Source organism: Halorubrum cibi, from assembly GCF_900182635.1.
GTDB classification, from domain to species: Archaea; Halobacteriota; Halobacteria; order Halobacteriales; family Haloferacaceae; genus Halorubrum; species Halorubrum cibi.
The window spans coordinates 289942-313327 of the sequence record NZ_FXTD01000001.1 but is presented as its reverse complement, the minus strand read 5'-3'; the positions used below and the strand labels follow the sequence as shown (position 1 = coordinate 313327).

The following is a 23386-nucleotide window of genomic DNA, read 5'->3' as shown; positions in this document are numbered from 1 at the left end:
AAACGAACCACAAGGATATTAGTGACTAAGTAACATGGGAAAAGCTAGCTTCGTTGTCAGGCGCACGCTCCAACTCGTCGTGACGTTGTGGGCGGTCGGAACGGTGTTGTTCGGGCTGTTCAGGCTCATGCCCGGCGACCCGACGTCGTACGTGGTCTCCTCACAGATGACCCAAGAGGCCCGCCAACAGCTCATCGAGAGCTACGGGCTCAACGATCCGTTACACGTCCAGTACATCCGGTTTCTCGAGAACCTGATCCAGCTGAACTTCGGTCAGTCGTTCCACTCGAACCAACCCGTCACCGACATCATCGCGACGTACATGCCGAACACGCTCGTGTTGATGCTGACGGCCTTCATCGTCGCGTACGCGCTCGGCATCACGCTCGGCGTGCTGTCGGGCTGGTACCGCGGTTCCCGGTTCGAGAAGAGTACGGTCATCACCGCGTTGACCGCCCGGAGCGTGCCGACCTTCTACGTCGGACTCATCGTGCTCTGGATCTTCGGCGCCGAACTCGGCGTCATCCCGATGAGCGGGATGACCAGTCTGGGGACCGGCGGACAGAGCACGGGCTTCCTCGATATGGTCCTCTCCGTCGACTTCCTCAAACACCTGATCGCGCCCGCGGCGGTGTTGGGGTTCTACTACATGGGATACCCCCTGCTCATCATGCGTACCAGCATGCTCGAGGTGCTCTCCGAGGACTTCATCGACGTCTGTCGGGCCAAGGGGCTCAAAGAGCGGACGATCATGTTCAAACACGCCGCTCGAAACGCTCTCCTGCCGATCATCACGGCGGCCGCGATCGCGCTCGGCTACGCCGTCGGCGGGAGCGTCCTCATCGAGACGGTGTTCGCGTGGCCCGGCATCGGTCGGGAGATGGTCCGTGCGGTCCTTCGGCGTGACTTCCCGGTCGCGCAGGGCACGTTCATCGTGCTCGCGTCGACCATCATCTTCCTGAACTTCGTCGCCGACCTCGCGTACGGCTACCTCGACCCACGGGTGACTTACGACTAGACCAATGGCCCAAGAAGAACAATCAAGCCGGTCGATATACACCGACCTCGACGACACCAGCTCCGAAGAGGAGATAGACAAGTGGCAGCGGACCTTCCGTCTCTGGCGGGAGACGCTTCAAGAACACTGGGGCATGCTGACCGACGAGCTGTCGGTCAAGCTCTCGATGCTCACCGTCGCGGGGTTCATGCTGATCGCGATCTTCGCGCCGTTCATCGCGACCCACCAGCCCCTTCAGCGACAGTACCAGGGCGAGGCGGGGATCATCATCGACAAGTGGGTCGAACCGTCGCTCCTCGGTGCGGACACCCAGTACCTCCTCGGGACGACCGCGGAGGGGTTCGACATCTTCAGCCAGCTCATCTACGGTACGCGAGCCGCGCTGTTGGTCGGCCTCATCGCCGCGTTCTTCACCGCGGGGATCGGGACGCTCGTCGGGCTCGTCGCGGGCTACTACGGCGGGAAGGTCGACGACGCGCTGATGCGTATCGTCGACTTCCTGTACGGCATGCCGCTTCTGCCGACGGTCATCGTCCTCGTCGCGGTGCTCGGGCCCGATCTGTGGAACATCATCCTCGCGTTGATCATTCTCCAGTGGCGCTCGACCGCCCGGGTCATCCGCTCGCAGTCGCTGTCGCTGCGGGAACGACCGTTCGTGAAGGCTGCGCAGGTCGCCGGAGCGGGTGACTGGCACATCATCAGCAGACACCTCGCGCCCAACGTGCTCCCGATGACGTTCCTCTACGGTTCCTTCGGGATCGCGTGGGCCATCCTCGCCGAGGCGGGCATCTCGTTCATCGGCCTCGGCGACCCCAACACGGTCTCGTGGGGAACGATGCTACAGGCCTCCCGTGCGTACTCGGCGCTCTCGTTCGGCGCCTGGTGGTGGTTCGTGCCGCCGGGACTCTGTATCGGCCTGCTCGTCATCAGCGGCTTCCTCATCGGCCGCGGCTACGAAGAGATCACTAACCCCAAAATACAATGAGTCAACTGGAAGTCGAAGACCTCGAAGTCTACTACGAAACGGAAGAAGGGCCGGCACAGGCCGTCGACGGCGTCTCCTTCGAACTGGAAGAGGGCGAGAACCTCGGTATCGTCGGCGAGTCGGGGTGTGGGAAGACCACGCTCGCGAAGGCGATCATCGGGATCCTCCCCGACGCCGGCTACATCAACAACGGGAGCATCAACTTCAAGGGCGACGACCTGACGGAGATGACGAACGCCCAGCGGCGGCGGCTCAAGTGGGAGGAGATCTCCATGATCGCCCAGTCGGCGATGAACTCGCTGGACCCGGTGTACACCATCCGCGAACAGATCGTCGAGGCCATCGAGACGCACCGGCCCGGAACCGGTCGCGTCGAGTCCGACGAGATCGTGACCGAGATGTTCGAGCTCGTCGGGCTCGACCCGGAGCGCGCCGACGACTACCCGCACCAGTTCTCCGGCGGGATGCGTCAACGCGCCATGATCGCGATGGCGCTCGCGCTCGAGCCGTCGTTGATGCTCGCAGACGAGCCAACGACCGCGCTCGACGTGATCATGCAGGACCAGATCCTCAAGCGGATGGCCTCGATCCAGGAGGAGATCAACTCCTCGATGATGGTGATCACCCACGACGTGAGCGTCGTGGCCGAGACCTGCGACCGCGTCCTCGTGATGTACGCGGGGAAGATCGCGGAGGAAGGTCCGGTCGAGGAGATCTTCAACCAGCCCTACCACCCGTACACGATCGGGTTGAAACGTGCGTTCCCAAACATCAGGAAGAGCAGCCAGGACCTGCTCTCCATCGCGGGGTATCCGCCGGAACTCGTCGACCCGCCACAGGGCTGTCGATTCGCCGAGCGGTGTCCGATGGCCACCGACAGGTGTCGCGAGGAGGAACCCGAAGCCCACTACGAGAACGGCCTCCGGTCGTACTGTCACTACGCGGACGAGATCGACACCGAGCTCCGGCCGTACGCGGACGACTCGGAAACGTGGAGTCAGACCGCCGCCGCCACCGACGGGGGTGTCGACGAATGAGCGGAAACGACGTCCTCCTCGAGGTCGACGACCTGAAGAAGCACTTCAAGGTCAACCAGGGCTGGATCGCCAGCCTGATGGAGTCGTTCGGCAGCGGGGAGCCCGATTACGTCCACGCGGTCGACGGCGTCAGCTTCGAGCTCCGTGAGGGAGAGACGCTCGGGCTCGCCGGCGAGTCCGGCTGCGGGAAGACGACCACCGGGATGTCGCTGGTGAAGCTTCACGACCCGACCGCCGGCGACATCGTCTACGACGACACGCGCCTCTCGGAGGCGAGCGACGCGGAGATCAAGCAGTTCCGGCAGAACGCCCAGATGATCTTCCAGGACCCCTTCGAGAGCCTGAACCCGCGGATGACGGTGTACGACACCGTCGCCGAGCCGCTGCGGATCCACGACATCCGCAACGAGACGGCACGGGTCCAACGCGCCCTGGAGTTCGCTGAGCTGCTCCCGGCCGAACAGTACTTCGATCAGTACCCCCACGAGCTGTCCGGCGGACAGCGACAGCGGGTCGCGATCGCGCGGGCGCTCGTGCTCGACCCCGACTTCATCGTCGCCGACGAGCCGGTGTCGATGCTCGACGTGAGCCTCCGTGCGGGAGTGCTCTCGCTTCTGGACCGGATGACCGACGAGTTCGGCCTCTCGGTCGTCTACATCAGTCACGACCTCTCGCTGCTCCGGCACATGTGCGATCGCCTGGCGATCATGTACATGGGCAAGATCGTCGAGAAGGGACCGACCGACCAGATAATCGAGAACCCACAACACCCGTACACGCAGGCGCTCATCAACGCGGTTCCCGTTCCCGACCCGGCGGTCGGGCGCGACCGCGTCGAGCTTCAGGGCGAGGTGGGCGACGTCATCGACATCCCGACCGGCTGTCGGTTCAAAAACCGGTGTTCGGAGTACATCGGCGACGTCTGTGACCAGGTCGTCCCGCCGCTGGAGGCGAAGACGGACTTCGAACAGGACATCGCCTGTCACCTCTACGACAGCGCGGAAGGGTACGACCCCTATCAGGACATGACCGGAAGCCCGAGCGCGTCGGAGACGGGCGAAGAGCCCGAATCGACGCCCGCAGACGACTAACACGTCGGATCCACGGATCGTTCGGCCTTCCGAATCGTCGCTTCGGTCTCTTCGCAGCGGACTAGTCGCTCTTCTCGACCGGCGCCTCCAGCCGAACGCCCGGCGCGGTCACCGCGAACGGGAGCTGTGATTTGTGTTTCGCACAGACGCCGGTCACCGTCTCCCGCACGCCGCCGATCAGCGAGACGGTTTCTAACACGTCCGGCGTGTACTCCAAGGAGACGCCGTCGACGCGTCCGGCGCGCTCGCCGTCTTCGAGGCGATACGCCTCGGCGATCGGGAACTCCGCGGAGCCGCAGTCGGGGCTGTCGATGCTCTTCCGGTCGATGTCCTTCGCGTAGAGGGAACTCGCCGGGAACATACCCTGTCGTTGGACTCGCTCGAACTCGTCACGGAACCAGGGTTCGTCGAACCGCTCGACGTACACGTCGGCGTCCGAACGGAGTGCCGCGACGTCGGCGTCGCCGGCGGCGACGTCGAGGTGTCGGGCGTGGATGCGCGGTGGCTCGGTGAATCCGAGGCTCGGTACGCTGTTTCCGGCCGGATAGACGTCCTCCTCCGCGGCGGTGGTGGTGTTGTGGAGCAGTCGTTCGATCCGACCGTTCGAGACCAGTTGCGTCGGCGTCGTCGGTTTGACCTCGGCGTCGTACGCGCGGGCCGCCCAAGAACCGGCGCGGACCGTGTCCTGGATGTCGAGGCCCTCCGGTCCGATCCGGTCGCCGACCTCGTAGGGACTCATCCCCATGTAGCCGGTGTCGGCCTCGAGGTAGTGTGAGACGAAGTGGAAGAGCTGGCCGGCCGCCTCCGGACTCAACGCGATCGTGGTCTCGCCGGTAGGTGCGTCGGCCGAGTCGGCGTTCGAGAGGGTTCGAGCGTCGGCCGCGGCGGCCTCGAAGGCGTCGGTGACGTCATCGAGGAAGGCGGCTCCCGCCGTCGATCCGGCGTGGCGACTCACCTTCGGCCCGTCGGCGAGCGTCAGGCTGAAGTTCACTCTCGCTCGGTCGAGCGTCGTATGGACGACGCTTCCGGTCGTGGTTCCGACCGCCTCCTCGATGTGTGAGTCCATGTAGTTGGCCCACCGACGGTCGAGGTCGAGATCGGCGGCGGCCGCGAGACCCTCCTCGACGACGGTGACCTTCTCGTCGAGGTCGCGTTCGTGTATCCCCTCGCTCGCCCAGCCGCCGTGAGTCGCCCGGTGAGTCGTGTAGGCGTCGAACCGCCCCGGCTCCTCCTGGGCGAGCACTTCACCGCTTCGGATCGCGCGGTCCGCCACGTCGCGCAGCGCCTCTTCGTCGAGCGAGTTCGTGTAGCGGTAGTCGGCCGCACCGTCCGCGAAGACGCGGAGCCACACGCCCGTCTCCGTGAACTCCGTCCGGTTTCGTGGACCGTCGCCGGTAACGACGATGTCGGTCTTCTCCTGGTAGACGCCGCCGACTTCCGCGTACGACACCGCGTCGTCGGCCTCGAGGCTGTCGAGCAGCCAGTCCATCGCGTCCAACGCCTCCTCGCGTTCGTCGCTCATGAACGTGTGATCTCCGCTCTCACACATGAATCCCCTGACTTACGGGGACGGCCGTCGACACCGAGGCATCTCGCGACGGCGCGCGGATCAGCGCTCGTTCTCCCGACGCTGCTCCTCGGCCTTCGCTTCGTACTGCCTCGCTACGCGCTTCTCCTGGAGTTTCTTCTTGTACTCCCAGTAGCCGGCACCGAGGATGAGGACGGCGAGAACGGTGCCCTGAAACGGCGCGCCGTCGAGCGCGAGGTAGGCGAACGCGCCGACCGCAAAGAGCAGCGAGAGTCCGAGCGTCGCCCTCGCCCACCGCTGTTTCGGCGCACGCGGCAGGTTCATGCGAGTGGGTTCTCCTCGGAACGTATCAACGTTGGCCTTCGATCCGCGACGTTCGACCGATCGCCGCGTTCGCCGCGTCTAGCTCGCGTTGCCGTACGTCTCCTCGAGGTACTCGACGATGTCATCGCTCTCCGGCATCGCGTCGATCCCGTTCGCCTCGTCGACGAGGACGGGCACGCCGGTCTGGCCGCTCACTTCCTCGACTTCGGTCCGCTCCCCGTGCGGGCGCGGGACCATGATCGACTCGTACTCGAGGTCGAGCTCGGCGAGCGTCTCCTTGACCTTCGCGCAGTACGGGCACCCCTCCAGTTCGTAGAGTTTCAGGTCCGTCATCGCCCGAGAATACGGGCTCGGGAGGTAAAGAACCTCCGCGGTCGGTGTACGCGGCGCGCACGGTCGGGACGTGATGACGACCCTAGAGGATGACGCCGCGCGTCTGGAGCACGTAGTAGACGACGAGCAGCGCCGCGATGAGGTACTGGCCGAGTCGGACGTCGTCGAGTTCGCCGATCGCGACCTTGATGATCGGATAGGCGATGATCCCGGCGGCGAGTCCGTCGGCGATGGAGTAGGCGAACGGCATCACGGTGACGGTGAGCCCGGCGGAGACCGCCCACGCGGGGTCGTCCCAGTCGACCTCGACGAGCCCCTGGAGCATCATCACGCCGACGACGATCAGCGCGATGAAGGAGGCGTACGCGGGGATGGCGGCCACGAGCGGGATCACGGCGAGCGACGCCAGAAAGAGGAGCGCGACGACGAGCGCGGTGAGTCCGGTTCGGCCGCCCTCCTCGACACCGGTCGACGACTCGATGAACGTCGTCACGGTGGAGGTGCCGAGCATCGCCCCGGCCGTGGTGCCGACCGCGTCGGCCATCAGCGGCTTGTCCATCTCCGGGAGGTCACCCTCGTCGTCGAGGAAGTCGCCGAACTGCGAGACGCCGATGAGCGTCCCGGCGGTGTCGAAGAAGTCGACGAAGAAGAACGTGAAGACGACCAAGGCGAACGTGAGCGGCTCGACGTCAGCGAGGCCGTCGACGAACGCGCCGGCGAGCGGCGTGATGTCGTACTGGGCGGACGGCAGCGACTCCGGAGTGACGACGCCGCGTTCGAAGAGGCCGGCGAACGTGAGACCCCACCCCGCGATAGACGTCGTCACGATGCCGATCACGATGGCTCCGGTGACGTTCCGCGCCCACAGCACGAACGTCAAGACGAGTCCGACCAGACCGAGGATCGCCCACGGATTCCCGAAGACGCCGCCGAGCGTGACGAGCGTCGCCTCGTCGGGGACGACGATCTGAAGCTCCTGAAAGCCGATGAACAGCAGGAACAGTCCGATACCGGCTCCGACGGAGCGTTTCACCGGTTCGGGAAACAGCCGGATGACGTACTCGCGTGCGCCGACCGCGGTCAGCGCCATGAACAGGATCCCCTCGACGAAGACGGCGGCAAGCGCCGTCTGCCACGGGATCTCGAGCGCGATGACGACGGTGTACGCGAAGAACGCGTTGAGCCCGAGGCCGGGCGCCAGCCCGAACGGGCGGTTCGCGTACAGCGCCATCACGGCCGTCGCGATCGCCGCCGAGAGGATCGTCGCGATGGCGATCATCTGGAACACCTCCCCCTGTCCGTACCCCTCGATCCGGATCGCTTCGGAGAGGATCGCGGGGTTCACCACGATGATGTACGACATGGCGAGGAAGGTGGTGAGCCCCGCCACCAACTCGGTTCGGAGGTCCGATCCGTGCTGTTCGACGTCGAACCGCGCCGTCAGGGTGTCTGCGATCCCCATTGGTTACTCGTGGATACTCCCGGTGTCGAACATAAGGATTGCTACCTGAAATCAGCAGATATACACAAGTATGGATATGATTCCAAGCGATCTGTTCTCTCGCCGTCAAAAACTGGTCGAACGTGCGCACACTCGTGCGCGGTCATCTCACTCGAAGGTCGTCAACGCGCCGACCGGCGCGTCGGTTATCTCGCGAGCCCGGCGCATTCCCTCGTCGCCGACGGCGATGAGCGTGAACACGCCGCCGACGTCGGCGTCGGCCTGGAGCGCGATGTCTAAGAGCAGCTCCTGGGTCTCGCCCGACCGGATCAGGTCGTCGACGACGAGCACGGTGTCACCGGCCTCGATCGCGCGTTTCGGCAGGTAGTAGGTGAGTTCGATGCCGGAGGCGAGCCGCTGGCGCGACTCGATGAACTCCTCGACCGCGGTCTCCTTCGACTTCTTCGCGTACGCCAGCCGTGCGTCGAAGAAGGAGGCCATCGCCGCCCCCAGCGTGATCCCGTCGGTCGCGGCAGTCAACACCACGTCCGGCGAGGCGAACTCGAAAGTCTCGGCGGCGACCGGCGCGACGAGATCGAGGAAGGACTGGTCGAAGACGACGCCGCTGTTGTCGACGTAGCCCTCGTCGTCAAAGGCGACGCGAGCGACGAGTTCGTCGGCGAGCGCGTCGCGGCCGACCTCGGAGACGACCTCGCGCGCCCGGTCGGCTCCGGGGAGCACGTGACCGTTCACGTACCGGTTCAGGTCGCCCGCTGGAAGTCCCGTGAGCGTCGACAGCTCCTCGTACGTCCGCGTCTCCTTCAGCGTCCGCAACACGGCGACCGCCTGTAGCTGGAGGGCCGCCTTCTCTGCGCGGTTCATGTTGATGATCGCGATCGCACAAATATGAATACATCGAAGTCGATTCGTGGGTATAATATCCACGTGCGAACGACTCTCGGAGCTATCGCTCGCGGACGACGACGAACTCCGCGAGGTCCCGGAGATACTCGATCGCCTCGGTTTCGGGCGGGTCCGCGTCGTCGAGCGCGGCCAACGCGAGTTCGGACTGCTCTCTGGCCCGCTCGTCCACTTCCTCCGGCGAGAGCGAGGTGACCTGGACGACCGAGGGGCGGTCCATCTCGGCGTCCTGGCCCGTCGGCTTGCCGAGGTCGTCGGCGTCGGCGGTGGCGTCCAACACGTCGTCGCGCATCTGGAAGGCGACGCCGACGCGCTCGGCGTACTCGCCGAACGACTCGATCGCCGTGGGCTTCGCGCCGCCGGCGACCGCGCCGAGTTCGGCGGCCGCCCGGAACAGCGCACCGGTCTTCCGGCGGGCCAGCTCCATGTACTCGGCCTCGGTGGTCGGGCGGGCGGCAAGTTCCGTCGCCTCCCCCTCGCCGAGTTCGACCATCGCCTCGGCGACGGTCCGCATCGCCCGGTCGTCGGCCGAGAAGAGCGCGAACGCCTCGCCGAGCAGGCCGTCGCTCGTGATCATCGCCGGGCCGTATCCGAACTCGGCCCACGCGGAGGGCGTCCCGCGCCGGACCTCCGAGCGGTCGATGACGTCGTCGATCACGAGCGAGGCGTTGTGGACGAACTCGATGCCGGCCGCGAAGTCGACCGCGTCGTCGGGGTCGCCGTCGAACGCCTCGCAGGCGAGGATCGTCACCGCGGGGCGGACGCGCTTGCCGCCCGCGAGCACGACGTGAGCGAGCTCGTCGGACAGCTCCTCGGGCTCGACGCGGTCGATGACCTCCTCGAGACGGTCCTCGACCAGCGCGACCCGGCGCTCCAGGTACTCCATCCACTGAAGGGAGGGGACCACCGCGCAAAGGCCTAACGGAACGCCCGGACGGGAGGAGGATCGGAGACTTCCGGCAGCGTCGTTCGGGTCGAGTCCATGTGTAGCGGTGGCGCGCCGGTGAGTGCCGCGAAGCGGCACGAACCGCCCGCGAGGCTGGGGAGGCGTGAGGTGCGGTGCGGTCGGGTGGGACTCAAAGGGGCAGCCGCGAGGGCGACGGCGGCCGAAGTAAGCACTGAAGGAGCGAGTGAAACGAGCGACTGAAGCGCGCAACGAGGCCCCCGAGTCCTCGCGGCTGGGGCTTTGGCGGTAGTCACCACGCCGACAACCACACACGCCCGATCTCCGACTTACTGGAACCGGATCCCGAGGTCGTGGAGCCGTTCGTTGTTGCTCGCGACGTTGATGAGAAGCGGCGTGAGCCCCTCGATCTCGGGGGCGTTCGCGATCCCGCCAGCGTCGAGCGCGCGGAGCCCCTCGATCCCCTCGGCGACGTCGGCGACGATCGCCTTCGCGTCCTCGTCGTCACCGATCACGAGGGTGTCGATCCCGAGATCCGCGTCGAGGTTCGCGAGGCGCGCGGCCGCGAGGTTGTGGAACGCGCCGACGACGGCAACGCCCTCGGGAGCCGCGTCCGCCGCGATCCGCGTGACGGAGCCCGCGCCGGGCTTGTGGTAGTGAAAGCCCTCCTCGTCGCGTTTCATCCCGGTCGCCGGCGAGACCAGAATGTCGCCGTCGTCGAGGGAGTCGGCGATCGCCTCGACCGTGTCGCCGACGTGGTACGGCGGGACCGCGAGCACGACCACGTCGGCCCGCTCGACGGCCGCGACGTTCTCGAACCCGTACACCTCGCGGTCGAGTCCGCGACTGTCGAGTTCCGTGGTGTACTCTGCGGCCTTCGTCTCGGCCTTCCCGGCGTCGCGCGAGCCGATCAGCACCTCGTGGGAGGTGTCGGCGGCGAGGCGGAGCGCGAGCCCCTCCCCGATGTCGCCGGTGCCGCCGAGTATCGCGATGTCCATGGGATCCGTGGGCGCGTTACGACCTTAGGGGTTGCGTGACCGGCCGTCCTCGCCGTCGGCGGTGGCGCTCGGCGCCGCAGTTCGAGCCCTCCCGCCTCGTCGACGGCACCGAGCGTCACCGACCTTCGGTGCGCCTATACGCCTCCCGATCGATCCGGCCGCCATGGAGGAGCAGGAGCGCGTTTCGGCGTTCGTCGAGGAGCACGGGCTGGAGACCGACCTCGCGTACCGCGTGCTCGACCTCGAGAGCGAGGTCGGCGAGGTCGCGAAGGAGGTGACGACCTCGACCGACTACGGGTCGAGCCCCGAAGCCGCAGAGGTCGCGACCGACGAGATCGGCGACTGCCTGTTCGCGCTGCTCGCGCTCGCCGAGGCGGCCGACGTCGACGCCGGGGAGGCGCTCGAGGTCGCGCTCGCGAAGTACGAGGATCGGATCGAGGCGACCGGCGGGGCCGGCTCGGGGGAGTAGAAAGCGCCCGGAGTCGCCTTCCGCGTCCCGCACCCGGACTACGCGCGGATCTCGATCAGCAGGTCCGCCTCGGGCGACTCGCCCATTATCGACCGGACCCGGTCCCACGAGAGGTCCGCGCGGGCGGTGACGGTCCCGGCCGCGATCGCGCCGCAGGCGTTGGCGACGAGCAGCGGCACCTGGTACTCGCGTGGGTCGTGGGTGAAGCCGTCGGCGGCGATCTCGGGCTCTCTGAGCGCCGCGCCGAGAAATCCCGCGGCGAACGCGTCGCCCGCGCCGGCGGTGTCGACCGCGTCGACGTCGAACCCCGGATGCGAGACGTCGCCGTGGGGGGTGTGGACCGTCGCGCCGTCGCCGCCGTGTTTGACCGCCACGACGCGGTTCTCGGGCGCGCGCGGGTCGATGTCGGTCGCGGCCGCCAGCGCGTCCGCCTCGCGGTCGTTCACGAAGATCAGGTCCGCGGCGTGGAGCGCCGCGTCGTACCCGCGGTCCGTCACCCGGCGACCGGGATCGAAGCTCCGCGTCGGGCCGACCTCGGCGGCGGTCGTCGCCAGCGCGGCCGCGGTCTCCGGTGCCTGTCCCGTCAAGTGGAGGTGGTCGGCGTCGGCGAGCGTGTCGCGGTCGAGGTCGCCCGCCGAGAACGACTCGTTCGCGCCGTCGTTGGCGAGCATCAACAGCTCCCCGTTCCCGTCGACGATCACGTAGGTGACCGAGGTGGGCGCGTCGGCGTCGACGAGCACGTGACCGGGATCGACGCCCGCGCTGGCGAGCTCGCGCAGGGCGAGCGCGCCCGACTCGTCCCCGCCGACGCTCCCGAAGACGACCGACTGCCCGCCGAGCCCCACGACGCCGACCGCGACGTTGGCGGCGCTGCCGCCGCCGGACTGCTCGAGCCGCTCGATCCGCGTCTCCCCGTCGCGCTCGGGCAGCTCGTCGACGTGGATCGTCACGTCCCAGTTGATGTGACCCGCCGAGATCACCTTCGGCGGTCCGGTCTCGGCCTCCGGCTCGAGGTCCGGGTCGACGGTGGGTTCGACCTCGTCGCCGCCGTCGGAGGTCGCCCGCCGTGAGCCGTCGTCCGCGCCGCTCATGGCTCGGCCCACGGCTCCGCGGCGCCCTCGCCGAACAGCTCGCGCATCAACGTCACGATGCTCTCGGGCGGGAACTGGCCGTGCTCGGTCACGATCGCGTCCATGTACCGCGGCGGCGTCACGTCGAAGGCGGGGTTTTCGACCGCGATATCGCCGATCTCCTCGCGCGTCTCCCGGTCGATCACCTCGTCCTCCGCGCGGGTCTCGATCTCCACGGTGTGGCCCGTCAGCGTCTCCGGATGGAGCTTGATCGTCTGTGCGGCGGTCATGATCGGCACGCCGCGCTCGCGGGCGTTGACCGCCAGACCCGAGGTGCCGATCTTGTTGATGACGCCCCCGTCGGCGGCGATCGAGTCGGCCCCCACGAGGACGTGGTCCGCCTCGTTCAGGTAGCGCCGCGCCGCGGAGTCGACGATGAGGGTGACCGGGACTCCCGCCTCGCGGAGCTGTTCGGCGGTGATGTGTCCCTGGTTGCGCGGGCGCGTCTCCTTGACTATCGCCTCGATATGCTTGCCCTGGTCGACGGCGGCCTCGATACACGCGAGCGCGTCCGTCGAGTGACAGTGAGTCATCACGGTGTCGCCGTCGGCGAGGCGGTTCGCGCCGACGCGCCCGAGATCCTCCTGGGCGCGGTCGAGCTGTGCGACGAACTCTTCGACCGCGTCGGTCACGCTCTCTCGGAGGGCGTCGACGCTCCGCCCCCCCATCCGCCGGAGGACGTACCTGAGCGCGTTCGGAAGCGAGACGGCCGTCGGGCGCGTCTCGCGGAGGGTCCGGGCGGCCGCGCGCATCGACGCGCGGAACGCCTCGGGGGAGTCGGCGTCGATCTCGCGCGCCTGCGTGGCGAGCGCCTCCGCCGCGCCCGCCGCGATCGTCGCCGCGCCGCGGATCTCCATGGACGCGATCGCCTCCGCGGTCTCCTCGACGTCGGGGGCGAGTCGGTGGTCGGTCATGTCGATACCGTTTCCGGCGAGACGGATATAAACCCCACTGGGTCCACCCCACGGGCTCTCTCGCTCAGACGTCGTCCGGCTGCTGGCCGTAGCTCTCGAAGCGCTCCTCGACGGTCGCGAGCTGCTCGTCCGTCAGCAGGTTCGGCTCGCCGATCGCCGAGGAGCGCACGTAGAGCCGACAGAGGTCCTCGACGTGGTGGGCGTTCTCGAGCGCGGTCTCGAGGTCCGGCCCGGTCACCACTAGCCCGTGGTTCGCGAGGATCGCGGCGTCCGAGTCGACCTCGGCCATCGCGGCGACGACGTTGGCGGCCAGCTCCTCGGTCCCGTACGGCGCGTAGTCCGCCAACGGAACCTCCCGTCCCACCGTGACGATCATGTAGTGGACCGGCGGGAGCGACAGCCCGAGCGTCGCCAGCGTCGTCGCCCACGGCGAGTGGGTGTGGACGATCGCGCCCGGTCGCGCGTGTTCGTAGATCCCCGTGTGCATCGGTACCTCGCTCGAGGGAGCCATCCGTCCCGCCAGATGCTCGCCGTCGAGACCGACGACCGGCACGTCCGCCGCGTCGAAGGCGTCGTACGCCACGCCGGTGGGCGTGACGGCGAAGGCGTCGCCCTCGCGAACGCTCAGGTTCCCGGTCCGTCCCGGCGTCAGCTCCGATAGCGCCGACGCGTACTCCGCGACCGTCTCGCGGGCCGCCCGGAGACGCGCCGGGTCGTCGTCGCTTCCGTCGCTTCCGTCGCTTCCGTCGTTCACGTCGCCACCTCCGTGAGCGCCGGGAACGACTCGATCCGGCGATCCGGCCGTCTCCCCGCAGGCAGTTCGCCGGCCGGGGGGGCCTCCCCGCGAGGGTCGAACAGCACGGTGTCCATGCCGACGGCGTTGCCGCCCTCGACGTCGGTAACGACGTTGTCCCCGACCATGAGCACCTCGCTCGGGCGGCAGTCGAAGCCGGCGAGTGCGGTCGTGAACGGGAGCGCACTCGGCTTCTCACGGCCGACCTCCTCCGAAGTGACGAGTCGGTCCACCCGGTCGTCGATCCCGAGCCGCGTGAGCTTTCGTAGCTGAACCCGGGTCGTGAGGTTCGTCACGACGCCGACCGCGACGCCGGCGTCCCGGATCGCGTCCAGCGTGGTCGTAACGTCGTCGTACGGTGTCATCTCCGCGAGGTACCCGTCCCAGTACGCCTCGCCGATCGCGTGGGCGTCGGCGGCGTCGTGAACGTCCGCGTGGAGTCGGAGCGCTTGCTTGAAGTAGATGAACCGTTCGTGTGAGGCCGCGGTGCCGCTCGTTTCGCGTTTCACGTCCCGTCGGGCGGTCGCGTAGAGGTCGTCGAACGCCGAACGGTCGAGTTCGTATCCGCGCTCGCGGAACGCCGACAGCGCCGCCCGCTTGCCCGCCTCGTTACACGCCGGATACGGATACAGCGTGTCGTCGAGATCGAAACAGACCGCTTCATACACCATGTCCGACCCTGGAGGGGCGACGACTTAAGCGTGGTTCGCGGGACGGACACGGGAAGCCGGTCCGACGATTCAAGGGCGATACCGCGGCCAACCGTCCCGTGCGTTGATTCAGGCCCCGAACCGGGCGAGGCGGGTGTCCGGCGATCCGGTCGGGAACGATTCCGCCGGCTGTCCGCCACATCCCACCGACTCACTGCTCGTTCATCGCCTCGCTCGCGATGTTGCGTCCGCGGGAGTTGAGCGCCACCTCACGGCGAACCCGCACCTCCTCGACGACCTCGAGTTCGATCAGCCGCTCGAACGTCTCCTCGACCTCGTCGACGTCGCTGCCCAGGAACGCGGGTATCTCGAACGGCGAAACGCCCGAGTACAGCGCCATCAACACCTCCCGGTCCCGACTGGAGAGGTCGACGTTCGTCGAGCTCCGCTCTTCGCCCTTCCGGAGCCACGACTCGACGAACCGCATCCGCTGTGGCGTGCCGGCGAGATGCGTCTCGATGCTCGTGTCTTCGTCGTCGGTGTGAGACACCTCGATCACGGGTTTCTTCTCGCCGTCGACGGTGCGTTTCGCGGCGTCGAGCCCGCTGATGTCGTCGAGGTCGAACTCCACGAACGCGCCACCCTCGAGGGCCGCTCCAAGTCCGTTCTCGTCGATCTTCACGCGGGCCTGCTCCCAGCCGGTGTCCTGAACGACGCCGCCCTCGACGGCCGGGTGTTTCGCCATGAGCGTCCGCTGGTCGAGCAGCGCACGGTAGACGTCGCGCTCGAACGACTCGTGATCGGCCGCGGCGACTAACAACACCTGTTCGCCGAGATCGAAGCTCACGTAGTTGGAAACGCGAGCGATCGACTGGTTGGCGTCGTGACGGCCGCCCAATCTCTGAAGGCGCGAGAGCGGTATCGTGCGCTTCCCGTCGTTGCTCGCGAGTATCAGTCGTCGGTTCGACAACAGTACTCGGCCGGGCGTCCAAGAGACGTCGTTGATGGCTCGCCCCTCGCGGACGGCGACCGCGAACCGCGCCTGCGTGTCCGTGACCTTGTACTCGCCGTCACCGGTCGGCATTTAGACACCCCCCGCCCGGAGTTTCGAGACCGCCGAGAACACGCGTTTTCGGACCGCGGAGCTCTCGTCGTCGGTCAGGTCCTCCAGTCGGTTCAGCGTCTCCTGTCCGCCCACCTGTCCGAGCACGAACACCGCCTTCGCGCGGACGTCGTCGGGGTGTTCGGTGCCGAGACGGTCGAGCAGCCGGTCCTCGACGATCGGCCCGCCGAGGTTCGTGAGACTCGTCGCCGCGAACTGGGACGTCTGGGAGTCGTCGTCGTCGAGGGCGGCCGCGAGCGCCTCGACGGCCGGTTCGGAGCCGGGATCGGCGACGCGTCCGAGGATCCACGCCGCGTTTCGGCGCTGCCGGCTCTGTTTTCCCTCGGTGAGGATCTCGACGAGTGGCTCGACGACCGTCTCGTCGTCGGCCGCCTTCAGCTCGGAGACCACGCGGTCCCGGACCGTGTGACTGTGCTCGGTCGGTACGTTCGAGAGCAGTTCGATGACCGAGTACACCGCCGCGTTCCTGACGATCGCGCTCTCGTCGCCGAGCGCGCGAGCGAGCGGTTCGACTGGCTTCGGGTTGCTCGCATTTCCGAGCGCGCCCGCGGCGATCCGACGGAGCGACTCGTCCGGGTCCTCGAGCAGGTCGATGAGCGGGTCCAGCGCACGGTCGGTCCCGACGGCTCCCAGCGCGTTCGCGGCCGCCCGCCGGACACGCGGCTCGTCGTCGAGCCGCTCGATCAGCCCGGGGATTGCCCGCGGATCGGCGAACGTCCCGCACGCGTGACACGCGCGGAGTCGCACCCGCGGGTCCGGGTCCGAGAGCGCACCGACGATCGCGGGCAGCGCGCTCGGCTCATCGAGACGGGCGAGTGCGTTCGCCGCCGCGATCCGTAGCTCGGCGCGGTCCGCCTCGAGAGCCCGGGCGAACTTCCGGGCGGTGACCCACTCCGCCTCCGAGCCGCTTCCACCGGTGAGCTCCGACAGGAGCTGTTCGAGCGCCTCCTGGCCGATCTCGTCGAGGGCGTCGACGGCAGCCCCGCGGACCGCGGCGTCCTCGTCGCTCGTCGCCGCGCGGAGGAGACCGTCGATCGTCGCCTGGTCGTCGCCATCCGCGAGCTCGCCGAGGAGCTCGACCGCCCGCTTTCGGACCGCGGTGCTGTCGCTCCCCAGCGCGTCCCTGAGCCGGTCGACGTTACCTTCACGGGCGTGCTGGTACAGCGACATCAGCGCCTCCGAAACACCCGTCGCCGTTTATCGATCGGTTCGTATCCGTCACTACGGTCCGGCGGGACGCTCTCGGTCATTCCGACGACGAGAGCGCCGCCCGCCGCGATCGACGCCTCGAGGGTATCGAAGAGCGATCCCTTGTGGTCAGCGTCGATGTAGATGAGGAGGTTCCGACACAACACCACGTCGAAGGGACCCCTCGGTCCGTCGCTGATCAGGTCGTGGGTGTCGAACGTCACGAGCCGCCGAGGTGCGTCGCGGACGCGGAACGCGTCGCCCTCGCGGTCGACGTAGCGGTCCGGCTCCGAGAGCGGCTCCAGCTCCTCGGCGATGTCCGTCGTCCGCGTCGTGTGATACACGCCGTCGCGGGCGTGATCGAGCGCCTCCTCGCTGATGTCCGAGCCGAGAACCTCCACGCGGGACTCGTCTATCGCGTCGTCGTCACACGCGAGCATCGCGAGCGAGTAGGCCTCCCGTCCGTCGGCACACGGCGCCGACCAGACGCGAACGCGCCGCTTCTCGTCGGTAAGCTCGCGCAACACGTTCCGGAGAACCTCCCACATCTCGGGGTTCCGGAAGAACTCCGTCACGTTGATCGTGAGCGCGTCCATGAGCGCCTCGCGCTCGTCGTCCTCCTCGCGGAGCAGCCGCCGGTACTCGCTGTGCGACTCCGTCCCGCGCCGGCGCATTCGAGCGGTGATCCGCCTGTCGAGGTACGACTCGTTGTAGTAGCCGGGTTCGAACGGTACCGAGTCGTCGATCTGCTTGAGCACGCCCTCGAAGGCCGTCTCGCCGGTCATAGACTCACCACGTCGAGGACGGCCACGACGTCGCCGTCGCCGAGTACGGCCGTTCCGCTGAGTCCGGGCGTTCCCGACAGCGGGCCGTCGAGCGGCTTCACGACCACCTCCTCCTGGTCCAACACGCCGTCACAGTGAAGCGCCACCTTCCGAGTTCCCTCGCGGATCCGGACGAGCATTCCTTCGCCGGCGGCCGTCGCGGTACCGCTCGCGGCCGCGACGTCGTCTCCGGTCTCGATTGGTCCGCCGTCGCCCGCCGTCGAGTCGGGGTCGTTTCCGGTCTCGACGGATCCGCCATCGGTCGCCGCGGCGTCCGGTGGATCGGCCGTATCGGCCTCCGGCTCGGCGGCGTCGAGCCGATCCGCGAGCCGGATAACGGGGTACAAGTCGTCCTCGTGGCGGACGACCTCGTCCCCGTGGACCGTCTCCACGTCGTCGGCGCGGGAGACCTCCGCGATCGACTTGATCGGGATCCCGTACTCCGTCCCGTTCACGTCGACGAACATCACTTTCACGATGGCGACGGTGACCGGGAGCCGGAAGCGAACCGTCGTCCCCTCTCCCGGCTCGCTGTCGACCGAGACGGAGCCGTCGAGGTCGCGGGCGGTCGTTCTGACCACGTCCATCCCGACGCCGCGTCCGGAGACGTCGGTGACCTCCTCGGCGGTCGAAAATCCGGGATGGAAGACCAGGTCGTACACCTCGCCGTCGGTCATCGCCTCGACGGTCTCGCGGTCCTCGACGCCCTCAGCGACCGCCTTCTCCCGGAGCCGATCGGCATCGAGCCCGCCCCCGTCGTCGGCGACCTCGATGACGACGTGGTCGCGCTCGCGCTCCGCCGTGAGTTCCACCCGTCCGACGGGATCCTTGCCGGCGGCCTCGCGCTCCTCGGCGGACTCGATCCCGTGGTCGACCGCGTTCCGCAACACGTGGACGAGCGGGTCGCGCATCTCCGTGAGGATCGTCCGGTCGAGCTCGACGTCGTCGCCCTCGATCTCGAAGGCTACCCGCTTGTCGAGGTCGCGAGCTATGTCGCGGACCAACCGCGGGAACGAGTCGGACACCTGCGAGAAGGGGATGAGCCGCATGTCCATGGCGGTGTCCTGGAGGCTGGACGCGAGCTTGTCGAGCTCGTCGAGGGTGTCGGGCTCCGTCCCGGTTCCCTCGAGCTCCCGGCGGAGCTTGATCCGGCTCGTCACGAGCTGTTCGACCAACCCGTACAGCTCGTCGACCTGGTCGACGTCGACCCGGATCGACTTGATCTCCTCGCGGTCGGCCGATCCGGAGGTATCCGTCTCATCGTCGGTGTCGTCCGATCCCTCGGCGGCGACTGATTCGCCGTCGTCCGAATCGATCGGTTCGTCGTCGTTCGAGTCCACCTCGTCCTCCGACGCCGATCCGGCGTCGGGGCTCGTGACCGCGGTCCGCACCGCCGCCACCTGCGTGAGCGCCTCGAGGCCCTCCGCGACGACCGCCGGTTCGGCGTCGGCGACGAAGGCGTCGAAGCTCTCCTCGTACTCGCCCTCCTCCAGCGCCTCCGCGTCAGGTCGGGTGGCGTACTCCTCGAAGTTCTCCTCGAGAGCCCGGAGGACGAGCGCCGCATCGACGCCCGGCATCGCCGTCTCGCCCACGGTCACCTCGGCGTAGGTCGCGTCCGCGAAATCGGCCGCCGCGGCCGGCGGTTCGGGAACGTCGACGCCGGAATCGACGCCGTCGCTCCCGTCGCTCCCGCTGTCTTCCGGAGCCGCGTCCTCGTCGGCATCGGCGTCAGCATCGGTGTCGGCGGCGACGTCTCCATCGGAGCCGTCATTCGGGCCGGGGTCGACGGTTCCGTGCTCCTCGATTGCTCGGAGCCGTGATTCGAGGTCTGAAGGGTCCGTCGACACCTCGCCGGTCCCCTCGATCTCAGCGACCATCGCCTCGACGGTGTCGACCCCCTCGAAGAGCAGGTCCATGAGTTCGGGCGTGACCTCCCGCTCGCCGCCGCGGACCGCGTCGAGGAGGTCCTCGAGGGCGTGGCCGAACGAGGAGACGTCCTCATACCCCATCGCGGCGGCGTTCCCCTTCAGGGTGTGTGCGACCCGGAACACGTCGTCCATCGCCGCGTCGTCCTCCGGGTCCGCCTCGAGCGCAAGCAGCGCGTTGTTGAGGTCCGTGATACCGTCTTCGGCCTCCGCGACGAACGCCGCGCGGTGTGAGTCCATCAGGGCCTCCCCCCGAGGATCGCGCCGGCGACGTCGTCGAGGTCACACACCGAGTCGACCGCGCCGGTTGCCACGGCGCGCTTCGGCATGCCGTAGACGACGCAGGTGTCCTCGCTCTGTGCGACCGTCCGCGCGCCGGCGTCGGCCATCGCTCGGATCCCCGTGGATCCGTCGTCGCCCATACCCGTGAGGACGACGCCGACGAGCGGGTCAGAGACCGTTTCAGCGGCCGATCGCATCGTCACGTCGACCGCGGGGGTCACCGACGGGGTGTCGCCGTCCGCGGCGTCCTCGTCGACGAGTTTTACGCGCAGACGCCCCGCGCGGTAGCTGCCGATCAGCATGTGTCTGCCGCCCGGGGCGACGAGCGCCTCGCCCGCCCCGATTCGCGCGCCGTCCGTCGCCTCCCGAACGTCGTACGCGGAGGCCGAATCGAGGCGTTCCGCGAACCGCGAGGTGAACGCCTCTGGCATGTGCTGGACCACGAGCACCCGACAGTCGGCCATCGGCAGCGCGGAGAGCACCCGCTCGACCGCCTTCGGGCCGCCCGTCGACGCGCCGACCACGGCCGTCAGCGGCTCCGCGAGGTCGACGTCCGACGCCGCTCCCGTCCCGGAGGCGGTTCGGGGCTTCCGGTCGCGGGTCGCGGCCTCGAGGTCCGCGTCGGCAACCGACCGAACCGCCTCGACGAGCCGGTCGGCCTCCCGCGAGACGCCGGTCGACACCTCGCCTCCGGGTTTCGAGAAGAAGTCGACCGCGCCGCGCTCGAGCGCCTCGAAGGTCACCTCGGCACCCTCCGCGGTGTGTGCCGACAGCATCAACACGGGCGTCGGCGTCTCCGCCATCAGCCGCTCGACGGCCTCGATCCCGCCCATCCCGGGCATCTCGACGTCCATGGTAACCACGTCCGGGCGCGTCTCGGCCACCACCGACAGCGCCTCCTCGCCGTCGCCGGCCTCGCCGACGACGGTCACCCCCGCGTCGGTCAGGAGGTCCCCGATCAGCCCGCGCATGAACGGCGAGTCGTCGACGACGACCACTCGCGGGGCGTCGCTCCGGCCGCCACGCCGATCCGTCGTCCTACTCATGTCCGAAACCGGTCCCAGAGCGAGCATAAACCCACGGACCCAGGAATCACCGGTGATAATTCAGGGGATACCGTTATCCGCCGTCTCGACGCGAGTGGAAGCATGCCAGCCACGGAGGCGGACGCCGAACACACGAAGGTACTGGAGTTCGGCCTCGGCGACGGTACGTACTGTCTGGACATCGGGGTCATCGACGAGATCGTCGACGCCGGCGAGCTCACGCGGATCCCGAACTCCCCCGACCACGTCGAGGGCGTGATGGACCTCCGCGGTCGGACGACGACCATCGTCGACCCGAAGACGCTCTTCGCGATCGAGGAGACGGGTCCCCGCGAGCGGATCGTCGTGTTCGACGACGATCGCGTCTCGGAGGGCGGGACCGTCGGGTGGATCGTCGACGAGGTGTTCCAGGTCAGAGACGTCGCATCCGAGGACGTCGACGAGGGGACGACCGCCGACGACGAAGGGGTTCACGGGATCGTCAAATCCGACGACCGGTTCGTCGTCTGGGTCGCTCCCGACGTCGAGGCCGACGCGAACGTCGAGATCGATGGATCGGGAGGCGACGCCTCGGCGGACGAGTCCGCGGAGGCGTAGGCGACGAACAGGTAGCGGAGTTCGACGTTCTCACGCACCGAGATCGACGTCCTCACGCGACCCGTTCGGGTTCTCACCGTTGAAAAACGGGAGCCAACGCTTATCGGGTCACCCGCGATGGTCCACCTATGCGAGTCTCCAGCGGGGTTCCCGGATTCGACGAGCTCGTCGACGGGGGGTTCCCGTCCGACCGGCTGTACGTGGTGAGCGGTCCTCCCGGAAGCGGCAAGACGACCTTCTGCTCGCAGTTCGCGGCCCAGGGTGCCCGAAACGGAGACGACGTGCTGTACGTCAGCATGCACGAGACGAAGGAAGGGATCCGCCGCGACATGGGCGGGTACGACTTTGGGTTCGACCGCGCGCTCGACACCGATCGGGTGACCTTCCTCGATTCCTTCTCGGCCGACGGCCGGCGGTTCTTCGGGCTTCCCGGCGAGCGCCGGGACCGCTCGGGCGTCACGAACCGGCTCACGGGGTACGTCAACTCCCGCGACATCGACCGGGTCGTCTTCGACTCGACGATGCTGTTGCGTTTCCTGCTCGACGACGACGAGGACACCATGATCCAACTGCTCTCCTCGCTGAAGCGGACGGGCGCGACGACGATGCTCATCTCCGAGATGACCGACCCGAGCGCGTACTCCGAGGAGCACTACCTCGCCCACGGCGTCGTCTTCCTCCACAACTACTTGGAGGACGAGGGGATGCGCCGCGGGATACAGGTGCTGAAGATGCGGGGAACCGACGTGAACACCGATATCCAGGACGTCGAGTTCACCGACGGAGGGATCCGCGTCGGCTCGGCCACGACGGTGACCCGGTGATGTACGACCGGACGTTCGGGACGGACTGGGATCCGGCTGAACTGACCCGTCAGGCGGCCATCGACCGGGCGTTCGCGCTCGGTGTGGCGGCCGGCTGCGGGAGCGCGCCCCCCGAGGAGCTCGATCGGATCCTCGAGGCGTTTCCCGGCGCGTACGAGCGGAGCATGGTCGAGCTCGCCTACGACGAGGGGAGAACCAAGGCGCTCGAGGCCCCGGCAGAGGAGCCCGAGGCCGTCTGGGAGGAACTGGTCGACGGCGTCGGAACGCCGCGAACGGCGCCGCTGCCGGCGGCGCTTCCGGGAGCTCTCAGTGAGCTGACTCTCACTCGCTCGCCGCGAACCGGGCCACCGTCCGCGCTTGATCTGCCGAGGTTCCTCCGAAAGTGATCCCTCGGAAGGGTTTTATCGGGGTCGACCCGTTGTGTGAGACATGAGTCCGCTTCCTGACGCCGTCGTCTCCTCCGACAGCGTCCTCATCAGCGGACCACCGATGAGCGGGAAGTACGACCTCTTCAATCGGCTGCTCGCAGCGTGGTCGGACTCCCCCATCGTCGTCTCGACCGGGCGGACCGCCGAGAAGATCCGAGCGGATCACGAGCGGCTCGTCGGTGACGGCGGCGACGACCTCGTCGTCGTCGACTGCGTCACCCACCAGCAGGGCGACAAACGCGCCGACACGCCCACGACGAAGTACGTGAGCGGCCCGGGCGACCTCACTGAGATCGGGATCAAGTTCACCGACGTGGTCGAGTCGTCGGCCGGACGCGAGCGGGCGGTCGGCGTCTACTCGCTCTCCGAGCTGTTGATGTACTGGGACCCCGATCGGATCTACCAGTTCACCCGCGTGATGGCCTCCCAGTCCTCCGGACAGGGCTGGCCCTTCGTGAGCGTCGTCGGCTCGACGGCCCACGACGAGCAGGTGATCCACACGCTGTACGAGCCGTTCGATCTGGTCGTCGAGACCCGCGTCGAGGGCGACGAACGACAGTTCAGAGTCCTCGATCGCATGGAACAGCCCTCCGGCTGGAAGTCCTTTTGAGCA

Annotated in this window: 25 protein-coding genes; 9 read left to right on the top strand and 16 right to left on the bottom strand. The window is 68.0% G+C overall.

Annotated elements, in window-relative coordinates:
* Positions 1-34: 34 nt before the first annotated feature.
* Genes FN829_RS01485 through FN829_RS01470 form a run of 4 tightly spaced genes read left to right on the top strand, consistent with a single transcriptional unit; the run spans position 35 to position 4131 of the window.
* Positions 35-1018, top strand: a complete 984-nt coding sequence (locus tag FN829_RS01485; protein ID WP_142985229.1) for an ABC transporter permease — start codon at positions 35-37, stop codon at positions 1016-1018.
* A 4-nt stretch (positions 1019-1022) separates the two neighbouring features.
* A complete protein-coding gene (locus tag FN829_RS01480) occupies positions 1023-2003 on the top strand; it encodes an ABC transporter permease (protein WP_142985228.1) in 981 nt (326 codons plus the stop codon).
* Positions 2000-3040, top strand: a complete 1041-nt coding sequence (locus FN829_RS01475; RefSeq protein ID WP_142985227.1) for an ABC transporter ATP-binding protein — start codon at positions 2000-2002, stop codon at positions 3038-3040. The genes FN829_RS01480 and FN829_RS01475 overlap by 4 nt, the downstream gene beginning before the upstream one ends.
* Positions 3037-4131, top strand: coding sequence for an ABC transporter ATP-binding protein (locus FN829_RS01470; protein ID WP_142985226.1), 1095 nt, complete (start codon positions 3037-3039; stop codon positions 4129-4131). The genes FN829_RS01475 and FN829_RS01470 overlap by 4 nt, the downstream gene beginning before the upstream one ends.
* Before the next feature lie 61 nt (positions 4132-4192).
* Here the strand turns inward: FN829_RS01470 and FN829_RS01465 are convergent, their stop codons facing one another.
* The 7 genes from FN829_RS01465 to npdG all read right to left on the bottom strand — a co-directional run bounded on the left by FN829_RS01465 (position 4193) and on the right by npdG (position 10580).
* Positions 4193-5653, bottom strand: coding sequence for a metallopeptidase TldD-related protein (locus FN829_RS01465; RefSeq protein ID WP_142985225.1), 1461 nt, complete (start codon positions 5651-5653; stop codon positions 4193-4195).
* An 87-nt stretch (positions 5654-5740) separates the two neighbouring features.
* Positions 5741-5983, bottom strand: a complete 243-nt coding sequence (locus FN829_RS01460; RefSeq protein ID WP_142985224.1) for a hypothetical protein — start codon at positions 5981-5983, stop codon at positions 5741-5743.
* Between the two features lie 78 nt (positions 5984-6061).
* Positions 6062-6316, bottom strand: coding sequence for a glutathione S-transferase N-terminal domain-containing protein (locus FN829_RS01455; protein ID WP_122104072.1), 255 nt, complete (start codon positions 6314-6316; stop codon positions 6062-6064).
* Positions 6317-6398: 82 nt separating this feature from the next.
* Positions 6399-7778 (bottom strand): NCS2 family permease, encoded by a 1380-nt coding sequence (locus FN829_RS01450; protein ID WP_142985223.1) that lies wholly within the window; start codon positions 7776-7778, stop codon positions 6399-6401.
* Between the two features lie 147 nt (positions 7779-7925).
* Complete coding sequence (locus FN829_RS01445; RefSeq protein WP_122104074.1) at positions 7926-8639, bottom strand: phosphoribosyltransferase family protein; 714 nt, start codon at positions 8637-8639, stop codon at positions 7926-7928.
* 82 nt (positions 8640-8721) lie between these two features.
* Complete coding sequence (locus FN829_RS01440; RefSeq protein WP_142985222.1) at positions 8722-9564, bottom strand: polyprenyl synthetase family protein; 843 nt, start codon at positions 9562-9564, stop codon at positions 8722-8724.
* Between the two features lie 347 nt (positions 9565-9911).
* The gene (npdG, locus tag FN829_RS01435; protein ID WP_142985221.1) at positions 9912-10580 is read right to left on the bottom strand and encodes an NADPH-dependent F420 reductase; all 669 of its coding nucleotides are present in this window, start codon (positions 10578-10580) and stop codon (positions 9912-9914) included.
* A 163-nt stretch (positions 10581-10743) separates the two neighbouring features.
* Here npdG and FN829_RS01430 point away from each other — a divergent pair, with 163 nt between their 5' ends.
* Complete coding sequence (locus tag FN829_RS01430; RefSeq protein ID WP_142985220.1) at positions 10744-11049, top strand: MazG-like family protein; 306 nt, start codon at positions 10744-10746, stop codon at positions 11047-11049.
* A 38-nt stretch (positions 11050-11087) separates the two neighbouring features.
* Here FN829_RS01430 and FN829_RS01425 read toward each other — a convergent pair whose 3' ends face one another.
* The 9 genes from FN829_RS01425 to cheB form a co-directional block, all read right to left on the bottom strand.
* Positions 11088-12140, bottom strand: coding sequence for a carbohydrate kinase family protein (locus FN829_RS01425; RefSeq protein ID WP_142985219.1), 1053 nt, complete (start codon positions 12138-12140; stop codon positions 11088-11090).
* A complete protein-coding gene (locus FN829_RS01420; RefSeq protein WP_142985218.1) occupies positions 12137-13093 on the bottom strand; it encodes a ribose 1,5-bisphosphate isomerase in 957 nt (318 codons plus the stop codon). Before FN829_RS01420 ends, FN829_RS01425 begins: the two co-directional genes overlap by 4 nt.
* A 64-nt stretch (positions 13094-13157) precedes the next feature.
* Positions 13158-13847, bottom strand: a complete 690-nt coding sequence (locus FN829_RS01415) for a class II aldolase/adducin family protein (protein ID WP_142985217.1) — start codon at positions 13845-13847, stop codon at positions 13158-13160.
* Positions 13844-14557 carry an HAD family hydrolase gene (locus tag FN829_RS01410; RefSeq protein WP_142985216.1) on the bottom strand — a complete coding sequence of 238 codons (714 nt, stop codon included), beginning with the start codon at positions 14555-14557 and terminating at the stop codon, positions 13844-13846. The genes FN829_RS01415 and FN829_RS01410 overlap by 4 nt, the downstream gene beginning before the upstream one ends.
* A gap of 190 nt (positions 14558-14747) precedes the next feature.
* On the bottom strand, positions 14748-15620 hold the full coding sequence (locus tag FN829_RS01405) for a CheF family chemotaxis protein (protein WP_142985215.1): 873 nt from the start codon (positions 15618-15620) through the stop codon (positions 14748-14750).
* Entirely contained in the window at positions 15621-16829 is a 1209-nt protein-coding gene (locus FN829_RS01400; RefSeq protein ID WP_142985214.1) for a HEAT repeat domain-containing protein, read from the bottom strand.
* The gene (locus FN829_RS01395; RefSeq protein ID WP_142985213.1) at positions 16829-17632 is read right to left on the bottom strand and encodes a CheR family methyltransferase; all 804 of its coding nucleotides are present in this window, start codon (positions 17630-17632) and stop codon (positions 16829-16831) included. The genes FN829_RS01400 and FN829_RS01395 overlap by 1 nt, the downstream gene beginning before the upstream one ends.
* On the bottom strand, positions 17629-19836 hold the full coding sequence (locus tag FN829_RS01390; RefSeq protein WP_142985212.1) for a chemotaxis protein CheA: 2208 nt from the start codon (positions 19834-19836) through the stop codon (positions 17629-17631). Before FN829_RS01390 ends, FN829_RS01395 begins: the two co-directional genes overlap by 4 nt.
* A complete protein-coding gene (gene cheB / locus FN829_RS01385; RefSeq protein ID WP_246066418.1) occupies positions 19836-20924 on the bottom strand; it encodes a chemotaxis-specific protein-glutamate methyltransferase CheB in 1089 nt (362 codons plus the stop codon). The genes FN829_RS01390 and cheB overlap by 1 nt, the downstream gene beginning before the upstream one ends.
* 102 nt (positions 20925-21026) lie before the next feature.
* Here cheB and FN829_RS01380 point away from each other — a divergent pair, with 102 nt between their 5' ends.
* The 4 genes from FN829_RS01380 to FN829_RS01365 all read left to right on the top strand — a co-directional run bounded on the left by FN829_RS01380 (position 21027) and on the right by FN829_RS01365 (position 23383).
* Positions 21027-21521 carry a chemotaxis protein CheW gene (locus FN829_RS01380; protein ID WP_142985210.1) on the top strand — a complete coding sequence of 165 codons (495 nt, stop codon included), beginning with the start codon at positions 21027-21029 and terminating at the stop codon, positions 21519-21521.
* A gap of 128 nt (positions 21522-21649) precedes the next feature.
* On the top strand, positions 21650-22345 hold the full coding sequence (locus FN829_RS01375; protein ID WP_142985209.1) for an RAD55 family ATPase: 696 nt from the start codon (positions 21650-21652) through the stop codon (positions 22343-22345).
* On the top strand, positions 22345-22731 hold the full coding sequence (locus FN829_RS01370) for a hypothetical protein (RefSeq protein WP_142985208.1): 387 nt from the start codon (positions 22345-22347) through the stop codon (positions 22729-22731). Before FN829_RS01375 ends, FN829_RS01370 begins: the two co-directional genes overlap by 1 nt.
* Before the next feature lie 43 nt (positions 22732-22774).
* The gene (locus tag FN829_RS01365) at positions 22775-23383 is read left to right on the top strand and encodes a DUF7504 family protein (RefSeq protein WP_142985207.1); all 609 of its coding nucleotides are present in this window, start codon (positions 22775-22777) and stop codon (positions 23381-23383) included.
* Positions 23384-23386: the final 3 nt, after the last annotated feature.